This is a genomic window from Pseudarthrobacter sp. C1, assembly GCF_034720455.1.
In the GTDB taxonomy this organism is placed as follows: Bacteria; Actinomycetota; Actinomycetes; order Actinomycetales; family Micrococcaceae; genus Arthrobacter.
This window is the reverse complement of the sequence record NZ_JAYESK010000001.1, coordinates 295,916-314,021: the sequence shown is the minus strand read 5'-3', so window position 1 is coordinate 314,021 and position 18,106 is coordinate 295,916. Positions and strand designations below refer to the sequence as shown.

General features: G+C 57.3%; 10 protein-coding genes. 8 read left to right on the top strand and 2 right to left on the bottom strand.

The genetic code is table 11. From position 1 onward, the window contains the following. Window positions 1–418: 418 nt before the first annotated feature. Complete coding sequence (locus U7114_RS01355; protein ID WP_323056345.1) at window positions 419–1,663, bottom strand: type II restriction endonuclease; 1,245 nt, start codon at window positions 1,661–1,663, stop codon at window positions 419–421. Between the two features lie 101 nt (window positions 1,664–1,764). Further along, the gene (gene dcm, locus U7114_RS01350; protein WP_323056344.1) at window positions 1,765–3,012 is read right to left on the bottom strand and encodes a DNA (cytosine-5-)-methyltransferase; all 1,248 of its coding nucleotides are present in this window, start codon (window positions 3,010–3,012) and stop codon (window positions 1,765–1,767) included. A gap of 488 nt (window positions 3,013–3,500) precedes the next feature. Here dcm and U7114_RS01345 point away from each other — a divergent pair, with 488 nt between their 5' ends. The 8 genes from U7114_RS01345 to U7114_RS01310 all read left to right on the top strand — a co-directional run bounded on the left by U7114_RS01345 (window position 3,501) and on the right by U7114_RS01310 (window position 18,037). Further along, entirely contained in the window at window positions 3,501–3,662 is a 162-nt protein-coding gene (locus U7114_RS01345; RefSeq protein ID WP_323056343.1) for a hypothetical protein, read from the top strand. A gap of 2 nt (window positions 3,663–3,664) precedes the next feature. After that, window positions 3,665–5,566 (top strand): hypothetical protein, encoded by a 1,902-nt coding sequence (locus tag U7114_RS01340; RefSeq protein ID WP_323056342.1) that lies wholly within the window; start codon window positions 3,665–3,667, stop codon window positions 5,564–5,566. Between the two features lie 64 nt (window positions 5,567–5,630). After that, window positions 5,631–6,413 carry a hypothetical protein gene (locus tag U7114_RS01335; protein WP_323056341.1) on the top strand — a complete coding sequence of 261 codons (783 nt, stop codon included), beginning with the start codon at window positions 5,631–5,633 and terminating at the stop codon, window positions 6,411–6,413. Further along, window positions 6,413–7,195, top strand: coding sequence for a DUF6339 family protein (locus U7114_RS01330; RefSeq protein WP_323056340.1), 783 nt, complete (start codon window positions 6,413–6,415; stop codon window positions 7,193–7,195). The genes U7114_RS01335 and U7114_RS01330 overlap by 1 nt, the downstream gene beginning before the upstream one ends. Window positions 7,196–7,554: 359 nt before the next feature. After that, the gene (locus U7114_RS01325; protein WP_323056339.1) at window positions 7,555–8,496 is read left to right on the top strand and encodes an HNH endonuclease; all 942 of its coding nucleotides are present in this window, start codon (window positions 7,555–7,557) and stop codon (window positions 8,494–8,496) included. A gap of 316 nt (window positions 8,497–8,812) precedes the next feature. Continuing rightward, a complete protein-coding gene (locus tag U7114_RS01320) occupies window positions 8,813–12,841 on the top strand; it encodes an Eco57I restriction-modification methylase domain-containing protein (protein WP_323056338.1) in 4,029 nt (1,342 codons plus the stop codon). Beyond that, window positions 12,838–16,203, top strand: coding sequence for a helicase-related protein (locus tag U7114_RS01315; RefSeq protein WP_323056337.1), 3,366 nt, complete (start codon window positions 12,838–12,840; stop codon window positions 16,201–16,203). Before U7114_RS01320 ends, U7114_RS01315 begins: the two co-directional genes overlap by 4 nt. Continuing rightward, complete coding sequence (locus U7114_RS01310) at window positions 16,193–18,037, top strand: DUF262 domain-containing protein (RefSeq protein WP_323056336.1); 1,845 nt, start codon at window positions 16,193–16,195, stop codon at window positions 18,035–18,037. Before U7114_RS01315 ends, U7114_RS01310 begins: the two co-directional genes overlap by 11 nt. Window positions 18,038–18,106: the final 69 nt, after the last annotated feature.

Here is an 18,106-nt window from a genome sequence, read left to right as displayed (position 1 = left end):
GCACGCGTGCGGACCGGAGCACCTGTCTGCTTGTAGGCTGCCATTTAGCACGCATCCCTAGTCATAGGAGAGAACAGTGGGGCACACGCGAGACATGCGGCAAAGGGTCATCCGAGGCACTCGGGATTCTGCTACAAAGGTCTTCAAAGTCGTAACCAGTCCCGAGGCAGTCGCCTGTACACGGCCGTTCTTGCCGTCACCGAACAACTACTCGAAGAATCGTCTGGCGACAAAGCCAGCCGAAGAGGAGATAGCCGAACTCACTACGGTTGTTCAGGAACTCACGCAACCAGGGCCGAGCGTTCAGCTTGCAACCGGCGGCGCGCTGCTCGGGAGCGCCACCCCGACCGTTGACCTTCGGCCAGAACGTGCTCGCTTTGGCGGCTGCATCTGGTGCATCCGTTGGCAACCATGACCTTCACAGGAGTGCCAGCTGCGTTGGTCCCCGTCTCTCACGTTCCCGAGCCAATGCTGCGAAATCGGCCAGGCTCATCAGGAAATGTTGTTGCTGCGGTTTAAAAGGTTCGTGCAGGGGGCGGGGTATGACCAGCTGGATCCGATGGTCGCGCATTTCATCCGTCTGGGCAACGCTGATTGGGCTTTCCAATGTGAGCAAGTGCTTCTCGGGAACTCGGTTGGCCTCACTGAGGACCTGACGCCAGCGATCCTTACAGCTGGTCTTGACGCCCAGCATGGTTAGATCCCCATCGGGAAATCTCGGGTTACGGTACTCATCGATGCTGGGAAATATGAAGTCGGGACGTATACGTTGTTCCGTCATCGGGTTGAAGCTGTGGCGGAGGTCCATTGCGGCGAAGAGGGCGATAAGATGGTTTTCCAAACTTCGGCCCGCTCGGCTCTTCCTGCGGTTGTGCAACGAGAGGGAGACCTCGATGAATCGGTCCAGATCCACGCGTCCTTCGCTGTAGAGGTTTTCCAACGTGTCGGCAGCCAGATGGCGCTCCAATGTTCGGAAGAGGAGTTCCTCCCGCTCCAGCCAAGCCATGAGGACCCCATCTGGATCATCGTTGGGCCGAAGTTCCGGAAGAGTGGAACGAGCGAATGCACCGAACTCGGCTGAGGTTGGGAACCTTGGACCAAATCGGTCCAACACAAGGTTTAGCCAGTCGTCATTAAGCGGTTCTAACGAAACACCGAGTGTGTCGAGCAGATACATGGCTGTTAGGGGAAGCCTGTCGGCTTCCATACCGGAACGAACGGAAAAGCCAGAGTGCTCTAGCACGGCGGTGCCGAAGAGCCAGTCGAGCTGGGCGGCAACAGTGGAGTTGCCTGGCGCGACGATGAAGAGGGCGCTGCCATCCTTGCGTTTTGCAATAAAGACTACGTCACCGGCTTGGGCCATTTTCATGGCATCGACTGACGCCGGGTAGTAGAGCCGGTATTCGGACCGATTAGGTGTGTTGATTCGAGCGTCGTAATAGGTTAGAGACCCGTCCTCGGCGACAGGCTCCTCCATCTCATCGCTGACGTGGAAGAAGCGTGTGGGGATCGACAACTTTTTCGCAGGCCGTCCGAACAGACTCTGCAGCGCCTTGACGCCGTCGAGCTCGTGCTGGTTGGAGCTTCTTCCCACGGTCTCGACCGTGCTGAGAACTTTAGCAGCGACACCCTCAAAATGATCAGCCAAATTACTGAAGTCCACGTCATACCCCCGAGAAATGTTCGATGCCCAAATACCTACTTAGGCAACAATGTAGCGTGGCGCCGAGAGGAACTTCGCGCCACGCTACATCGTCTACAGGTTCAGGCGGACAAGCTCTCGCCCGCGGTCGACGCTTCTACGATCTGGTGCACGTGAGGAGTCATGATTCGCGCAACCTCGCGCATGACCGGTGTCACGACGCTGTTTCCAAATTGCTTGTATGCCTGAGTATCACTAACCGGAATCCGGAAAGTGTCCTCATAGCCCATGAGTCTTGCGCATTCTCGTGGGGTCAGTCGGCGCGGCCGGTTGCCGTCCTGGGACACGAGAATTTCGGAGCCATCTTTGTAATATCTCGCTGACAACGTCCTGGTCGTACCGAAGGGGTGGACCAAGCCGTATCCGAACCCGTTCCCTGCGGCTTTGTGCTTTGCCGCGTATGCCTGAAGGTAGGCCCAGAGATTCGGAGTGAGAGTGAACTTGGGCTGGACTTCGCAATTGTCATGATCGAAGTATCGGTCGCCGTCCCACTCGAGAACCGGTTCTGAACCGTCTGTCCGGTGCAGAATCGTGTGCAACTTTGGGCCAACTGGAGGGAGCTCAAGATCATCCCAAGTGAAATCAGTGGGTTCGCGAAAACCGACTATGATGATGCGTTCCCGATGCTGTGGGGTGAAGCCTATGCCGTCAATGACTCTGTAGTGGACTTCGTAACCAAGTTCCTCCTGCAGGGTCTCCATGATCACAGCGAACGTTCGGCCTTTGTCGTGTGAACGGAGATTCTTAACGTTTTCCAGCATGAACGCGGCAGGGCGTTTTTCGTTGATGATCCTAGCTACATCGAAGAAGAGCGTGCCTTGGGTTGCGTCTTCGAAGCCATGTAGCCGGCCAAGGGAGTTCTTTTTGCTCACGCCGGCAATGGAGAACGGTTGGCACGGGAATCCACCCAGCAGGACGTCGTGGTCGGGTACGTCGCGCGCTGGAAAGGGCTGGATGTCGCCGACAAAAGTATGAGCATCCTCTTGGTCATCCGGAAAGTTGGCCAAGTAGGTTTTCTGAGCATAAGTGTTCCACTCACTGGTGAGGACGCATCGTCCGCCGTGGGCCTCGAATCCCTTACGTATCCCACCAATGCCGGCAAAAAGATCGATAAACGTAAAGTCTTGAGCCCTGGAGGCCGGCCGGACCCCCAGTAGCTCCTTCAGGGCAGGCGCAAGCATTGTGGGACACGGCGTCTCGCCATTCTCCCAGCGAGCGACGGTCCGATGCGAGACGTGCAGTTGCTCAGCAAGCTGTCGCTGTGTGTATCTAGCACGGGCTTGGGCCAGGAGAATATTTGCGTTGTCCATGATGTCCTATCTGGGTTGTTCACCCGACATTCTGTCGTATAGATGACCCGCGGATACGGCGCCACGCCGATGGCTCTGCCGCTTGAGGTGCTGCTTAACTTCAAGCTAACAACTCGGTTCGGCTGTTCGTAGATCGGTCACAAGCAACGCTCGCACCCACCAGTGACATTTCCTTGGAACCTTCTGGCTCCCTTCCGGGCCGCTTGCGTGAATGCCGCCGGCGCCCCGGCTCCTTCTGGCATTGTCCGGCGACCTCATGACGCCACATGTGGGCATCAGGTGCTCACAATGAGCAGGCTGCAAGGGGCGCTTGTCGTCTACCGCGCGCCGCCAAGATTGCCCATAGAGACTATATTCCGGATATGTAGACAAGATTGTGACTTTCTTTTACACTGAGATGGAATTGACTTCCTAGGGAAAGAATCTAGATGTCAGGCGAGACGAAGAACGAAAAGTTTCGGAGGTTGGCGGCCGCTAGGGGGGACAGAGTGCTCAAGGAGATCGCCCTCTTGGGCAACCTCTCCAATCAACGCAACTACGAATACAGCGATACAGAAGTGCAGAAGCTTTTCGCCGCCATTGAGGCAGAGCTGAAGGACTGCCGCTCGAAATTTGCGCACAAGTCACGGCAACGGAGGATTGAGTTCTGAACATGACAGACACACAGGAATACGATTTCTACTTTGAGGCAGCCGGTCGCGCCGGCTACCAAGGTCCGAACGATCCTTCGGGCGAGTATTTCACCAACAAGGACCTTGAACAGTCTCTAACCCGTGAGATCATCCAGAACTCCATGGATGCGAAATCCGCGCACTCATCCTGCGTCACCGTAGAGTTCGATCTGCGCGCGGTAGCTACTGACGAAATCCCGGGAATCAAAACACTCCGAGATTCGATTGCAGCCGCTCTCGCAGCAAGCCAAGACCTACAAGGGCGGAAGTACTTAGCGGAGGCCCTCCACTCGGTCGAATCGGACGTGGTTCCAGTCCTTCGGATCGGAGACTATGGAACGAAGGGTCTTACGGGAAGCGAATCCAAAGACACCCCGCTCACGCCCTTGAGCACCTTAACTCGGAGCACGGGGGCGTCCTCAAGCGAGGGCTCACGGGGCGGATCATTTGGCATTGGCTCGGCCGTGGGCCCCCTTGCCTCAAAGATGCGGACCGTTGCCTATACTTCAAAGCCCTTTGACGAGGACCACATTGTCTTCGCAGCTATCAGCAAGCTGGCCAGTCATCGGGACAACAACAACGAATGGCGCCAAGGCACCGGATACTACACTTCGCTGCTGGAGAATGACTTCAAGTACTTGCGTAATCCCGCGCCCTTCGGGCACTTTCCCGCCCGGTCGGTGGATGGCACGGACCTTTTCATCTTTGACTATCGAGAGGCCGGCCGAGATTCTGGGCTGGCAGACGTCAAGCGCGCTGCCGTTGAGAACTTCATGGTCGCCATTCACCGCGGAGCTCTTGTCGTGAAAGGCCGCACCGAAGGTCACGAATGGATTCTGAATTCGGAAACGCTCTCTGGGGCAATAGACGCCGACGACCACCTGGTGCGGTCAGCTAGGCCTTTCTACCGCGCGCTCACCGAATCCGAGCCTGTCGTCGCGACCCTGAAAACTGTTGGCGAAGTCGAGCTCTATCTGTTCGTGGACGACACATTAGAGAAGAAGCTGGGAACCCAGGTCATGCGAAAACCTTTAATGAAGGTGGACGTCTTGAACCACACGATTCATGTCCCATACGCCGCAATATTCATATGCGCAAACGACGCAGGGAACAGCCGCCTAAGGGAAATCGAGCCGCCGACTCACGACCGCTGGAACGACCGAGGCCCGCGTTCAGACGGAGCTGCAGTCCGAGAAATCCGAAAGTTCATTCGGGAAGAGCTCATGAGGATGATCCCCCAGAAACTTGGGAAATCTGCATCGATCAAGGGCCTGGCAAAGTTTCTGCCCATTGACCTTGGAGCCGAGGAGGGTAAAGGCATCGGGGGCACCCGCTCGTCTGATCGTGTTCCGTCGGAAAAGGAATCCCCGCGCCGTCTGGGCCGTCCAGAGAAACTCGATCATCTGGATTGGCGTGACCAAGGGGCAGTAAGTGTTCCCGTTTCGCAGTACGGAGCCGCCGATGGCGACTCCGAAACCGAGGGGCGGCGAGGAAACAAGGCAGGGTCTGCATCATCGGGAGATGGTGACCGCAAAGACACCGATTCCGGCGGTGTGCTTGGCGATGGCCGAAGCCGTATTCTCCCCCGGACCATAAAGTTCCGGAGCTTTGCAGAACATACTGACGGGCAAAGCACTGTTGTCGTCACCGCCCTCGAAGATGTCAACGGAGATTTGGAACTCTCAGCGTACGGTGCTGGCAACGCAGACGTGTACGACGTGCCAATTGAGAAGGTCATGATGCGAACTGCCAGCGGAATGCATGAACTCGACGTCCAAGGCTCCACGATCAGGGGACTCAAGCTGGACCGAAACCAGAAAATTAATCTGCAGGTCACGTTTGGACACGGTGGCCGGTATCGCCTAGGAGTGAAGAATGGCTAGAACCCGGGGTTCATATCCTTATCCCGTTTTGGACCGAAGCGACGACGTCGACTCTGAATTCAGCATGGCTAACACCCGCATGATGAGTCTTGTCGAGTCCATGCAGTTCGAATTTGAGGTGCTGCTGACGGATGAGGATCTACGCCAGCTTCTGGCAGACGGACAAGCCAATCTTGTTATGAAATGGCGCTGCGCCGAGACTTTTCGCCTGGGTCAAGTGATGCCTCACCTGACCCAGGAGCTGGCCCGGACGAAAAAGTACATTGTCGCGATACCGCAGGACGAGATTGATGGACCCGTGAATCTTGAGTTGCAGATTGTTGCAGCTGCCGCAATCCCTGAATACCGGCTATCAAAGCAGAATGAGGACTACGGCGACACGTCCTTCAGCATCCAACCGGGTGATGTCTTGGCATTGGGTGGGTACACTACGGTGCAGGCCCGCAAACTCTATGACCCGATGCAACCCCCGCTTGAGTCTTGCTTCGAGTTCAAGGAGGACGAACAACTTCGTTCCGGTATCCAGCTGGAATTCTCTAACCAGAATCACGTTGTAGTTTGGATCGCATCAGCAACCTTCCGGGACTTCGTTGCCCTACGGTCGAGGCCTGACTTTCAAATCGCAGCGGTAATGCTTCCCGCCCTGATGGGCACGCTCACTTACATGAAGCACGAAGCGCAGCCGGAAGACCTCGCAGAAGAGCGTGCTTGGCATAAAGCCCTTTCAAAGCTGATCGAGAAGCACAAAGTCGACAACAAGTCCGTAGTTGAGCAGGCACAAGCAATTCTTGAGGATCCCATTGGGCGAGCCGTCCGCGAGGAATCTTTGGATAGAGAGGAATACTGATGAGCGAGAACAACCTTCTCACGCTTTTCAACGAAACTGCGGTGGACCGTCATATTCTCCGCCTCCGGGAAGCCGAGAGTGCCGTGGACTTTGTCCACGCGATTTCAGTTATAGCCGACGACGCCGACTCCAGGTTTGAGGTGGAATGGAAATTCCACAGCGAGGTGCCGGAGCTTCGGTACGACCGTTCAGGAAATGGGCTTCCATCTGGTTTCGAAGCTCAGAACGCGATCGATGTCTTTTGCTATCTGGGCGACATGACACCGGTCGAAGCATCCGACCGCCGGCTCTGGACCTACCTGAGCACTGTGACTTTCTTCGACTACACGTCCCACAGGTGGTCTCTCGACCGGGAGAAATGGCAAAATCGAGTGCTTGACCGGTGGCTGATGCCGCGGGGTGGCCGTGCAGAGCTCGTAAGGAACTCTATTTCGAGGTTGTGGTGGGTTGCCAACTTGACCCACGATCCAGGTCGTCAGCGGCCGCTGTCAAAAGCAACGGATGATCCCTTTGCGTACACGAAGGTCGCCATGGAAAAGGAGGACCGCTTCCTCGCCATCTTTGACCGTGACAGTGGGATGATGCCGGAGCTGCGGTTTGCTCTCCTAGAACATTTCATGAAGGATGCGGCCTATTCGCGGGAGGACTACATCCGTGAATTCATGAAAGAGGTAATTCTCATGACGGGCTACCGCGAGCTCGTCGGGCTCTCCTCGGAACAGATGCGGGATGCCCTCGACTCGATCAGTGAGCGGCTTGACCGGACGTTGGTGGACGCCTAACATGACACGCCCATTGTTGAGATTCTCCGGGACCTCAACAATTGGGTGCCAAATTGGGCTGTCAACGCCAAAGGATTGTACCGAGCGGAACGTCCCGAGGACGGCTGGACACTAGCCTCCTAAGTCCTACCGTCGTTTCATCACTAAACGACCCCTCATCTTGAGGGCTTCAGGAAGTCCGCTCAGAAATTCGCCGTGGTATGTCAGGTCGTGGTGCAAAAAGCCCATACTATAAAGTGCCGATTATGGTCAGGCCGCACGCTCCTTTTGGGAGCCGTAAATGGGGAGTTGATGACAGTCGAAACTTGGCGCATAAGGTTCGGACCTGAGGAAACGGCAACGATCACGGGTTACTTCCTGTGAACGCCTGGTTGATCTTAGCGGCGGGTGATCAGCGCGTTCATGGTGGGAACGGGGGATATGACGATCTGCCTGCGCAGCATTACTCTTGGGACTCGACAGTGCCGCGTCATGCGCTCCCGAAAGTCGGGGATATCGTCGTTCTGTGGAACAAGTTTGTTTTGTTGGGTGCATCAAGGATTGACTCTATAGACATCGAACAGCGCACAAACGTTTACTTTCACTGCCCCGGGTGTGCAGGACAGACCTTTAAAGCTCGATCCACGAAATCCCCTAGATGGCGGTGCCACACGTGCTTCCACGAATTTGATAAACCGGACGAGACATACAAAGAAGTGACTGCCTATCGGTCCAACCATGCCGCGGCGTGGATCGATTTGCAGGGGCTTTTGCCCGGTGGAGCACTTCGGGCGGCCTGCGTTAATCCGAAGGAACAGCTGAGTCTGCGTTATCTGGACTGGGAATTGTTCGTGGACGCGCTGGATCAAACGTCGCTCGGAACTGGCATCCGTCAGCTCGAAAGGGGTCTAGCGCCCACTGAACTTGAACTCCCCGGAGGCTTCTCTGAGGCAATTGTCAGGGCGCGAGTGGGTCAAGCAGGCTTTCGCGCCAAGTTGATGGCGATGTACGGGGAGAACTGTGCGATCTCAGGGCCGAACGCTCACGCAGGTCTCGAAGCTGCCCACCTTGTGAGTTACTCTAAGCACGGATTGCACGACTTCAACGCCGGGTTGCTGCTGAGGCGGGATCTACACTCGCTGTTCGATCGGAAGCTACTTTCCGTGAACCCGAAATCCTGGCGCGTTGAATTCTCCATTCATCTCATGCATGTGCCGGGCTATGTCGCATTGCATGGCACGGAACTATTAGTGCCCCGGAAGGCGAAAATAACCGGAATATTAGCCCTGCACTATGACGAGTTTCGCCGGTCTGTTGAGTAGTAAACCGCCCGGCGGGTTAGCCGTCCCACCCGGATTGTGTGCCTCGCAAGTCGTCCTGTCGAAATTCTGGCGAACGCGAGTAATTTCAAGCAGCTTCTGGGGCCCTATGGCGTGCTGGGTGCGAGGAAGAATCTAACAGGCCTCGGTGAGATCCCCGGCCATAGGGGGCCGGCTACGATCGCACTCGGTTTGTGGGTGCGGCTCACCGGCGTCGATGATCCCTCGAACGGCCAGTGCCGAGCTAATCTTGAGCTCGGTAGGTGCCGGATATACGGCCAGAATGAATATGTTTGTGGACAAAAGTATGGGGAATCAAATGAGCGTCGAGCAAGCACAATTGGAAGCGGCACTGGAGTCGTTTCTTTCTGAACATGAGCGAACCGTGGAGTGGCAGCTTCCTGGCGGCAGCAGCGTCATTCCTGATTTGGTGTTCCTTGGCAACGGTGCCGACGCGCTGGAGGTCCTGCTCGCCCAAACATCTTCCAAACCTACGAAGGCCGCCGTGGAGCACCTTTGGAAGGCCCGGTGGAACCGCCGTGCTGCACCTGTTCTTCTCGTTGCGGCATATCCCAGTTCGAAGGGTGTGAAGGCTTCCGTCTATGGTTTGGGGGAAGACGCAGCTTTCGTGCCGGAATTGGATTTGGAAGTGGCCGAGGCGATCGCGCGCTTAGGGTTGAACTCTGGCGACTCCATCCAGGCCGCGCGTGCCATTCAGGAGCGGTTGTCGAGTCTCGACAGCGAGCACCATGGGCTTTGGAACTCCGGCCTCTTTTCGACCTACGCGCTGACGAAAAACGCCCCTAAACTCGGGGGCTGGGCCGAAGCGAACCGACGAGCTGAATCCGCGCGGACTAAATCTGGAAGAGATCTGCTCAAAGCCCTGGGATGGGCGACCGAGGAGATCGGCTCGACAGGAACGCTGCTCAAGAGCGGGGAAACCCTCACCGCGGTGGCAATTCTGCTGCAGAGTAACGAGACGTTCGAAAGAACTTCAAGCCGCTTCAACTCCGCCTCGCCCGTGGCACACGGCCTCACAGAGGCAAAGAAACGGGGCCTCAAATGGGTAGTCGTCGCCAATGACTCAGTTTTGCGGCTCTATTCGACAGATCCCGGCGTAGGTGTCGGCCGCAAGGGCGAGACCGAGACATTCACCCAAGTTGATCTGGCACTGCTCGGTAAGGACGAGGGAGCGTACCTCCCTCTCCTGTTCTCTCCGGAGGCTCTCTCAGTCGGCGGTTCTGTCGGCACCCTCCTGGTGTCCTCCACTGAACACGCGAGTTCAGTCGGTGACCGTCTGCGGCAGCGCGTCTATGAACATGTCGTTCCCGTGCTCGCCCAAGCCGTAGCCCGCCGTCTCGATGCCAAGACCCCTGCGCAGCTGGAAGATGCCTACCACCACAGCATGATCGTCCTGTTCCGGCTGCTGTTCATTGCCTACGCCGAGGACGGCGATCTGTTGCCGTACCGGACGGACGCCAGGTATAACGCCAAGTCGCTGAAGCAGCTGGCCCAAGTTCTTTCCTCGAGGATGTCCGAGGGGGCCCTGACATTCGACCATCACGCCACCGACCTGTGGGACGACCAGGTTGCCGTCTGGGCAGCTATTGACTCGGGTAACGACGATCTTGGTGTGCCGGCATACAACGGAGGATTGTTCCGGGACGACGCCGTTGCCCGCGTCTCCGGGAGCCGACTCTCCGATTTGCGGCTCACCAACGGGGAATTTGGTCCCGCCCTGGCCGCCTTGCTGGTGGACGGCCATGAGCTCGGCCCCGTTGACTTCCGGGACTTGAGCGTCCGAGAATTCGGCACGATCTACGAGGGCCTGTTGGAGTCCTCACTTTCACTCGCAGAGTCGAATCTCATCGTCGACAAGAACGGGTCGTACATTCCCGCGGCGGACGGACAGGCCACGGTTGTCGAAGCTGGGCAGGTGTATCTCCACAACTCGTCCGGTGCTAGGAAGACCACCGGCTCCTATTTCACCAAGCCCTTTGCGGTGGACCACCTTCTTCGAACGGCTCTGGAACCCACTCTGCGTGAGCACCTCGACCGCGTACGCGAGCTTTTGAAGGCAAACGACGACGCCGGCGCGGCAGCGCTGTTCTTTGACTTCCGTGTTGCGGATATCGCCATGGGGTCGGGTCACTTCCTCGTTGCCGCAGTGGATCACATGGAATCAATCATGTCCGCCTTCCTGGTGGAGCACCCGATTCCGATGGTTGATCAAGAGTTGGACAAGCTTGGTCAGTCAGCTAAGGAGAGCCTCGGCGCACACGCCGGACTGCACGAAATCGAACGAGCGTCACTTCTCCGGCGCCAGATTGCAAAGCGGTGCATCTACGGCGTTGATATCAACGAAATTGCGGTGGAGCTCGCTCGGGTTGCGTTGTGGATCCATACATTCGTTCCTGGACTTCCGATGTCTTCTCTCGACCACTCTTTGGTCGCGGGAAATAGCCTTACGGGTATTGGGACCCTCGAAGAAGGGCTGGGGATCTTTGAGCCTCAACGTGTGCCCGGGCAGTACAGTCTGTTCGCGGATCAGCTGGAGTCATCTGTCGCGCTTGCAAAAGTTCACCTCACAAGACTCGGCTTGGTCGCGGAGGCGACCATCGATGAGGCAAATGAAGCTCATGCGTTGTACGCGGAGGCGTTGGAGAAGGCCGAGCCGGCCAGACAGCTGTTGGACGCCGCAGTGGCCGTCAGGCTCGGATGGCTCTCCAACGAAGCAGATCCGCATAGTATCTCGGCCCGTGCCCAGCAGAGCGATATCGCGAAACGACTAGGTGAGCTAAGACCCGTTCATTTTGCCGCCCAGTTTCCTGAAGTGTTCATGCGTGATGACTCGGGTTTCGATGTTCTTCTGGGTAACCCCCCATGGGAAGAACTTCAAGCCGAAGAAATAAAGTTTTGGAATCGTGAAATTAAGGGTCTTAAGGGCAAACCGCCTGCTCAGCAGAAGAAGATGATTGCGGAGCTCAGAACTGAACGTCCGGCTATGGTGGTGCAATATGAGAAGGAGCGCGCTACGGCCAATGCCATGCGACCTGTGCTCATGGCGGGCCCTTTCCCGGGCTTGGGGACTGGCGACTTGGACTTGTACCGAGTTTTCTGCTGGCGACAATGGCAGCTTCTCCGCACGCGCGGGCGAACTGGGGTCGTTCTTCCCCGAACCGCACTGCAGGCCGACGGGTCTGCGCTGTGGCGGAAAGAAGTCCTTACGGAGGGTTCCTTTGACCGTATCTTGGTACTGACGAACTCTAAAAACTGGGTCTTCGACGAGGTAGAAGGACGCTACTCCGTTGTCCTGGCCGTCACGCGAAAGGGGCCATCAGAGGTTGGCGTCCGCTTTGGCGGTCCGTTCTACTCCTTGGACGAATTCGAGCAATACGCCGAAGATTTGCAGGAAATTGGAGCTGAGGAGTTTGCCAGTTGGACTAAGAACTATGCTTTTCCTCTGTTTCCAACGAGTGAGTCGGCTGCGACCTTCCGTAAGCTCCGATCATCGGATCGATTTGATCTTCAATCCGGATACAGAGCCGTAACTGAGTTTCATGCGACGAATGACAGGAAAACATTTGATGGCGGGGAGCGTCGGCCGGGGTCTATACCGGTTTTCACCGGCAGGAGCTTCGATATCTGGAACCCGGACACCGGTACTTACTACGCGTGGGCGGATCCGCATGTTGTTGAGGTTGCCCTTCAGCGAAAACGTCTGAACCAGGTCCGAAACAAGCGCACTGCTTTTTACGGTGCCGATCCGGCTTGGGTAGCTGATGCCACAACTTTACCCATGCACCGACCGCGACTCGTCTTCCGCGATATAACAAATGCGACCAATTCTCGGACCGTTCTGGTTGCCTTGATTCCCGGTGAAGTAGTCCTCACCAACAAGGCTCCGTGGCTTTATGCCCCCAAAGCGGAACCGAAGCTTGATGCTTGGACGCTGGGTATCATGTCCAGCATCCCGTTCGACTGGTACGCGCGGCGGTTCGTCGAGCTTTCCTTGAATATTCACCTGCTCAACTCGTTCCCAGTCCCGAAGTTTGATGAAACGTCCGCGCTGACGCCAAGGGTTATCGAGAACGCGGCTCGATTGGCCGCCGTAGACGATCGCTTTTCCGCTTGGGCGGCGTCAGCCGGCGTCCCCGTGGGATCGGTGACGTCACAGATAGAAAAGGAAGAGCTGGTCGCCGAGCTGGATGCCCTGGTTAGCCTCTTGTACGGACTGGACCGTGACGACGTCGTCCACATCTTCGAGACCTTCCACCGTGGCTGGAACTACACCGAGCGCTTGAACGCGGTTCTGCGCCACTTCGACAGTTGGAAGGACCAGGCGTGAACCCGGATCAAGAGTTTGCCACAAACCGGCCGGACGCTACTCCGCCCGAGCGGGTCGCCGACGCTGTCGTCGACGTTCTCCGAGAGGCTCGTGAGCAGCTAGCCGAGCTTCCACGCATCTCCATTTCGACGGCTTATTTCAATCCTGGTGGTTTCAATTTGCTGGCGCCCGAGCTGGAGCAGACTGGTCCTGTCAGACTTCTTCTCGGAGCCGAGCCCGAGGCCTATGTCCAACGCAATGCACTTCGGCGGAAGGTAGATCGACCATCGAGACGGAACGATCCCAGACTACGAGAGGCGCTGGATGCCCACGCTCGCGCACTGGCGGAGGACCGGGACCTATTGGGGTTCACAATCGAAGCCGACGCGACCGCACAAAGGCTCGTCCAATGGCTTTCTACTCATCCGGATGTTCAAGTTCGTAGGTATGAAAAGGGTTTTCTGCACGGAAAGGCATTCATTGTCCAACGCGACGGCGGCCAGCCTGAAGGAGTGCTCGCCGGTTCATCCAATTTTACCTACGCAGGCCTCGCCAGGAACAATGAGCTGAATCTTGGCCACGACTCGGGACACATCATCGGCAAGGTTGTCGACTGGTTCGACGAACAATGGGAGATGGCGCAGCCCTTCGACCTCGCCGGGATTTACTCCGGCCGCTGGGACGCTCATTCTCCCCTTACCGTGTTCCTTCGTATGCTCTGGGAAAAATACGGCACAGAGTTCCCCGCCGGCCAAGAAGACAAATCAAACCTCGGCCTGACCCGTTTTCAAACAGACGGCGTGTGGCGTGCAGAACGGATCCTCGAGACGCGCGGCGGTGTCATCATTGCGGACGAAGTTGGCCTGGGTAAGACGTACCTTGCAGGCGAACTGATCTTCAAGGCGACTTTTGAACGACGCCAAAAAGTCCTCGTTGTCGCGCCCGCAACGCTACGGGACACAACATGGCGTCCCTTTCTCGAGTCAAAGAACATCCCGGCCAAAGTTGTCTCTTTCGACGAACTGGCCCTCGGCAATGCGGGGATTGATCCGAACGATTACGCCATGGTGGTTGTCGACGAAGCGCACGGGCTCCGCAACGCCAACGCCCTCAAATCAGAAGCAATGCGCGCACTTCTGGGGGGCGGGGCACCCAAGGACCTCGTGATGTTGACTGCAACCCCGGTCAACAACTCTCTGCTCGACCTATACAACCTCATCAGCTATTTTGCCCCGAGCGACGCAGCCTTCACTGATATCGGAATTCCGAGCCTGGGGAAGTACTTCGGCGCTGCCATGGCCATGGATCCCGACGAGCTTTCCCCGCAGCAGCTCTTTTCGGTGTTGGACGCGGTGGCGGTCAGGCGGACGAGACGATTCGTCAAGCAGCACTATGCTGGCGACGCTGTCGATTTTAATGGTCACTCGACTGTCATCACCTTTCCCACGCCCAAGGTGCAGCGGGTCGACTACGATCTCGAAAAATCTCTCCCCGGTTTCCTCGACAAGCTGGCGGCCGCGCTGGGAGCCACCGAGACATCAGAAGATGACCTGGAAACCACGGGTGTCGCCCTTGAAGAGCCGGGCACGGTGCTGTCGATGGCTCGCTACGTGCCATCTCGGTTCCTGGCGGGGAGCAGCGTCGAGAGTTACCAGCGCCAGAATGCCGGGCTTCTGCGATCTGCAATGCTCAAACGCTTCGAGTCCAGCGGCGAAGCATTCGCGCGGACCCTCGGGACCATGATTGCCTCGCATCGGCACTTCCTCTCAGCCCTCGAAGCAGGCTACGTGCTGTCCGGAGACGCGCTGAAGGAGTGGGTAGCAGCCGACACAGACGACATCGAATCCGTGATTGACGGGGTTGACGACGATTTCAAGCAGCATGCTGCAGGCTACGACGTCGAGAAGCTGAGCAGCGCCGTCGCTTCCGACATCAAACTCCTAGAGGAACTCCGCGCCGAAGTCCGCGGCGTAACGGCGGACGATGATCCCAAGATCTTGGCTCTCGCGGACGAGCTGGCGGATATTGCGGAGCAGGCAAAACTCAGGGGGACTGGCACCCAAGACACACGCAACAGACGCAAGGTACTCATCTTCACCTACTTCGCGGACACTGCCGCGTACGTCGCCGAGGCTCTCGAGAAACTCACGGCCAGCGATCCGCGCCTCGCCGATTACGCAGGGCGGGTCATTCGCGTCAGCGGTTCGGACAGCGGGTCTAAAACACACGCCATCGCGCACTTCGCCCCTGCAACAGCCGGCAAGGCTGGGGATGACGACCTTTTTGACATCCTCGTGGCCACGGATGTTCTTGCGGAGGGTGTGAACCTCCAGCAGGCCGGCCACATCGTGAACTACGACCTGCCGTGGAACCCAATGCGCCTCGTCCAGCGGCACGGGCGAATCGACCGAATCGGCTCACCGCATAAGTCGATCACCCTGCGTTGCTTCTTCCCATCAGTGGGACTCGACAAGATGCTGAAGCTTGAAGAACTGCTTCAACGAAAACTGAAGCAAGCGGCCGCTGCCGTTGGTATTTCCGCCGTACTGCCCGACGTCGAAGCGGTTGAACGCGTCATCACAGAGAACCGTGAGACCATCGAACGGCTCCGGGCCGAGGACGCCATGCTTTTCAATGATGATGGTGCGTTGTCCGTGTCCGGTGAGGAGTACAGGTACCGGCTCCGCGCCGCGATGGAACACCAGGAGACCGCGGGTGACGTGCTCGGTCTGCCCTGGGGCTCGGGCGCACTCCTGCATCGAGATCGTGCGCAACCGGCGATCGTATTCTGCGCGAAGATTGCTGATCATGAGGAACCGTGGTTCAGGATGGTTCCGCTTGATACGTCACTGGCCGTGCTTCTGCACGCCGACGGCGCACCGATCGTCTCCGACGACACAGCGGGGTGCTTGAATGCGGCGGACCCTCGACAACAACTCGACGGTGCCGAGATGTCTCCTGAAATGCGGCTCGCGGCATACTCGGCGTGGGAGGCCGCCAAGCAGCACGTCTTCGACTCGTGGATGTACCAAACCGATCCGGCAAATCTTTCACCACAGATCGACAAGGCTCTTAGGGACGCGGCAAACCTGGTGGCGAGCCACGGTGGGCACTTGGGGGAGGCTCAAGACACCCTCATCAAGAAGCTGCGCGGACAGTATGCAGAGAGAATCAGACGGGAGATCCGCGGTGTCCTCCGCGGTAACCATTTAACGGATGCCCAGAAGGTGGACAGGCTGAAATTGGCCGTCGAAACTCTTGGGCTTACTGTGCCCTTAGCTCCCACCCCGCTCGAACTTATCGACATTGACGATGTGCACCTGGTCTGCTGGACTCTGGTTCTGCCGACGGGCTTTGGAAAGGAGACCGAGGATGCGAGCTGATGCAGTTACGCCCCGCGCCTTGTTTGACTCAAAGGTGCAATATGAAATCCCCGCCTTCCAACGGCCATACGTCTGGACAGAAGAAGACCAGTGGTCGCCTCTTTGGGCTGATGTTCGACGGGTGGCGGAGTCTTATCTGGATGCCATGCCGGATGAAGATGAGCTCGAAAAAGTAAGCCCCCACTTTCTGGGCGCGGTAGTCATCAAGGAGATATCCAACGTCGCGGGTGACCTGGCTCGATCCTCGGTCATCGATGGTCAGCAGAGGATGACTACATTGCAATTGCTGCTCGACGCGGCTCAGTTGGTGGTTGAGGAGATGGGGGATGCCGATGACGCCGAGGCATTGCAGGAACTAGTTGTAAATGATTCAAAGCGCTTTCGCGGCACGAACCGACGATTCAAGTTGTGGCCGTCGCGGGCCGACAGGGAGGCCTTCGCTGCCGCCATGGACGCGTCGTGTCACGATTGGGAGGCAGGACACAGAATTCAGCAGGCGCACGCGTTCTTTCAGGAAGAGATCCGCGAGTGGTCAAGAAACGACGAGCGAACCGAAAACGCAACTGAGCGGCTGTCTGCACTAACCGCTGTCTTGAGCGACAGGTTGTTCGTCGTAGCTATCAACCTTAGCGTTTTGGATGATGATCAGCTAATTTTTGAGACCCTTAATGATCGCGGTACTCCGCTGCTAGCGGCCGACCTAGTGAAGAATTGGATGTTCCAACAGGGTGAAACTCTGGGCGCGGACGTAGACCTCTGGGCAGAGAAATATTGGCTCGAGTTCGATGAGGAGTGGTGGCGCGAGCAGATTAACCAAGGTCGGCTCCTGAGATCCAGAATCGATATTTTCCTTCAGTACTGGTTGACAATGCGGACCCAGGAAGAAGTGCCCACAGAACTAGTCTTTAAAAGATTCCGCGAGCATGCCAAGTCGCGAATGCTCGAAGCCGATGCCGCAACCCAGTTTGTCCAAGCGCTACGACGGGACGCCGATACGTTTAGGTCGTTTGCGGAGATCGGTGACCAAACGGCGGAGGGCAGGTTCTATCGCAGGGTTATCGAAGCCCTCGAACTCGGTGCTACAACCCCTTTGCTCCTGTGGTTCGTCTCGGATAATCACAACGTTCCGCGAGACCAAGTTGAGACGGCGTTGGCGAGTCTTGAAAGCTGGGTGGTTCGCCGGACGCTTTTGCGCCGAACGACCAAAGATGTGAACAAGATGATGGTCACCCTGCTCAAGGAGCTGGACACAGCTGCTACCCAGAACTCTGGTGCCTCCGTCAGAGACTTTCTCGCAGACCAAAGTGCAGATTCTCGCGAATGGCCGACGGATCGCCAGATGTTGGCGGAACTGCCCTCGGTGAGACTGTACGGGAATGTCCGGCAGTCCCGCTTACGAGTCATCCTCGCGGCCGTGGAGTCCAAGTTGCGTGATCGGCGCTTGGAGGACGTCAGTCTTCCAGACAGGCTGGAAGTAGAACACATCATGCCAAGAGGATGGCGTACCCACTGGCGGGCCTCTCTGCGGCTCGAACCCGGTGCCGAGCAGGAACGCGATCAGCTCATCCATACGTTAGGCAATTTGACGCTGACTACCCAACCCCTCAACAGTGCGCTCTCCAACCGCCCCTGGACCGACGAAGAGGCGAGAAACGTCGCCCCCACAGGCGTTGATGCCGGCAGGGGCAAACGGTCCATGCTGAACAAGTTCAGCATCTTGGCTATCAACAAGGCGATAGTTGATGAACACCCTGACGAATGGTCAGAGAACGATATTTGTGCCCGGTCGGCGGAGATTACTTCGCTAATATGTCAGGTCTGGCCTCGGGCATGAATCCAGCCCTAGGTGCATGAAGTCCCCGTCGGTCCAGCCATATTCAGTTCGCTATCGAGAGGCTCCAAC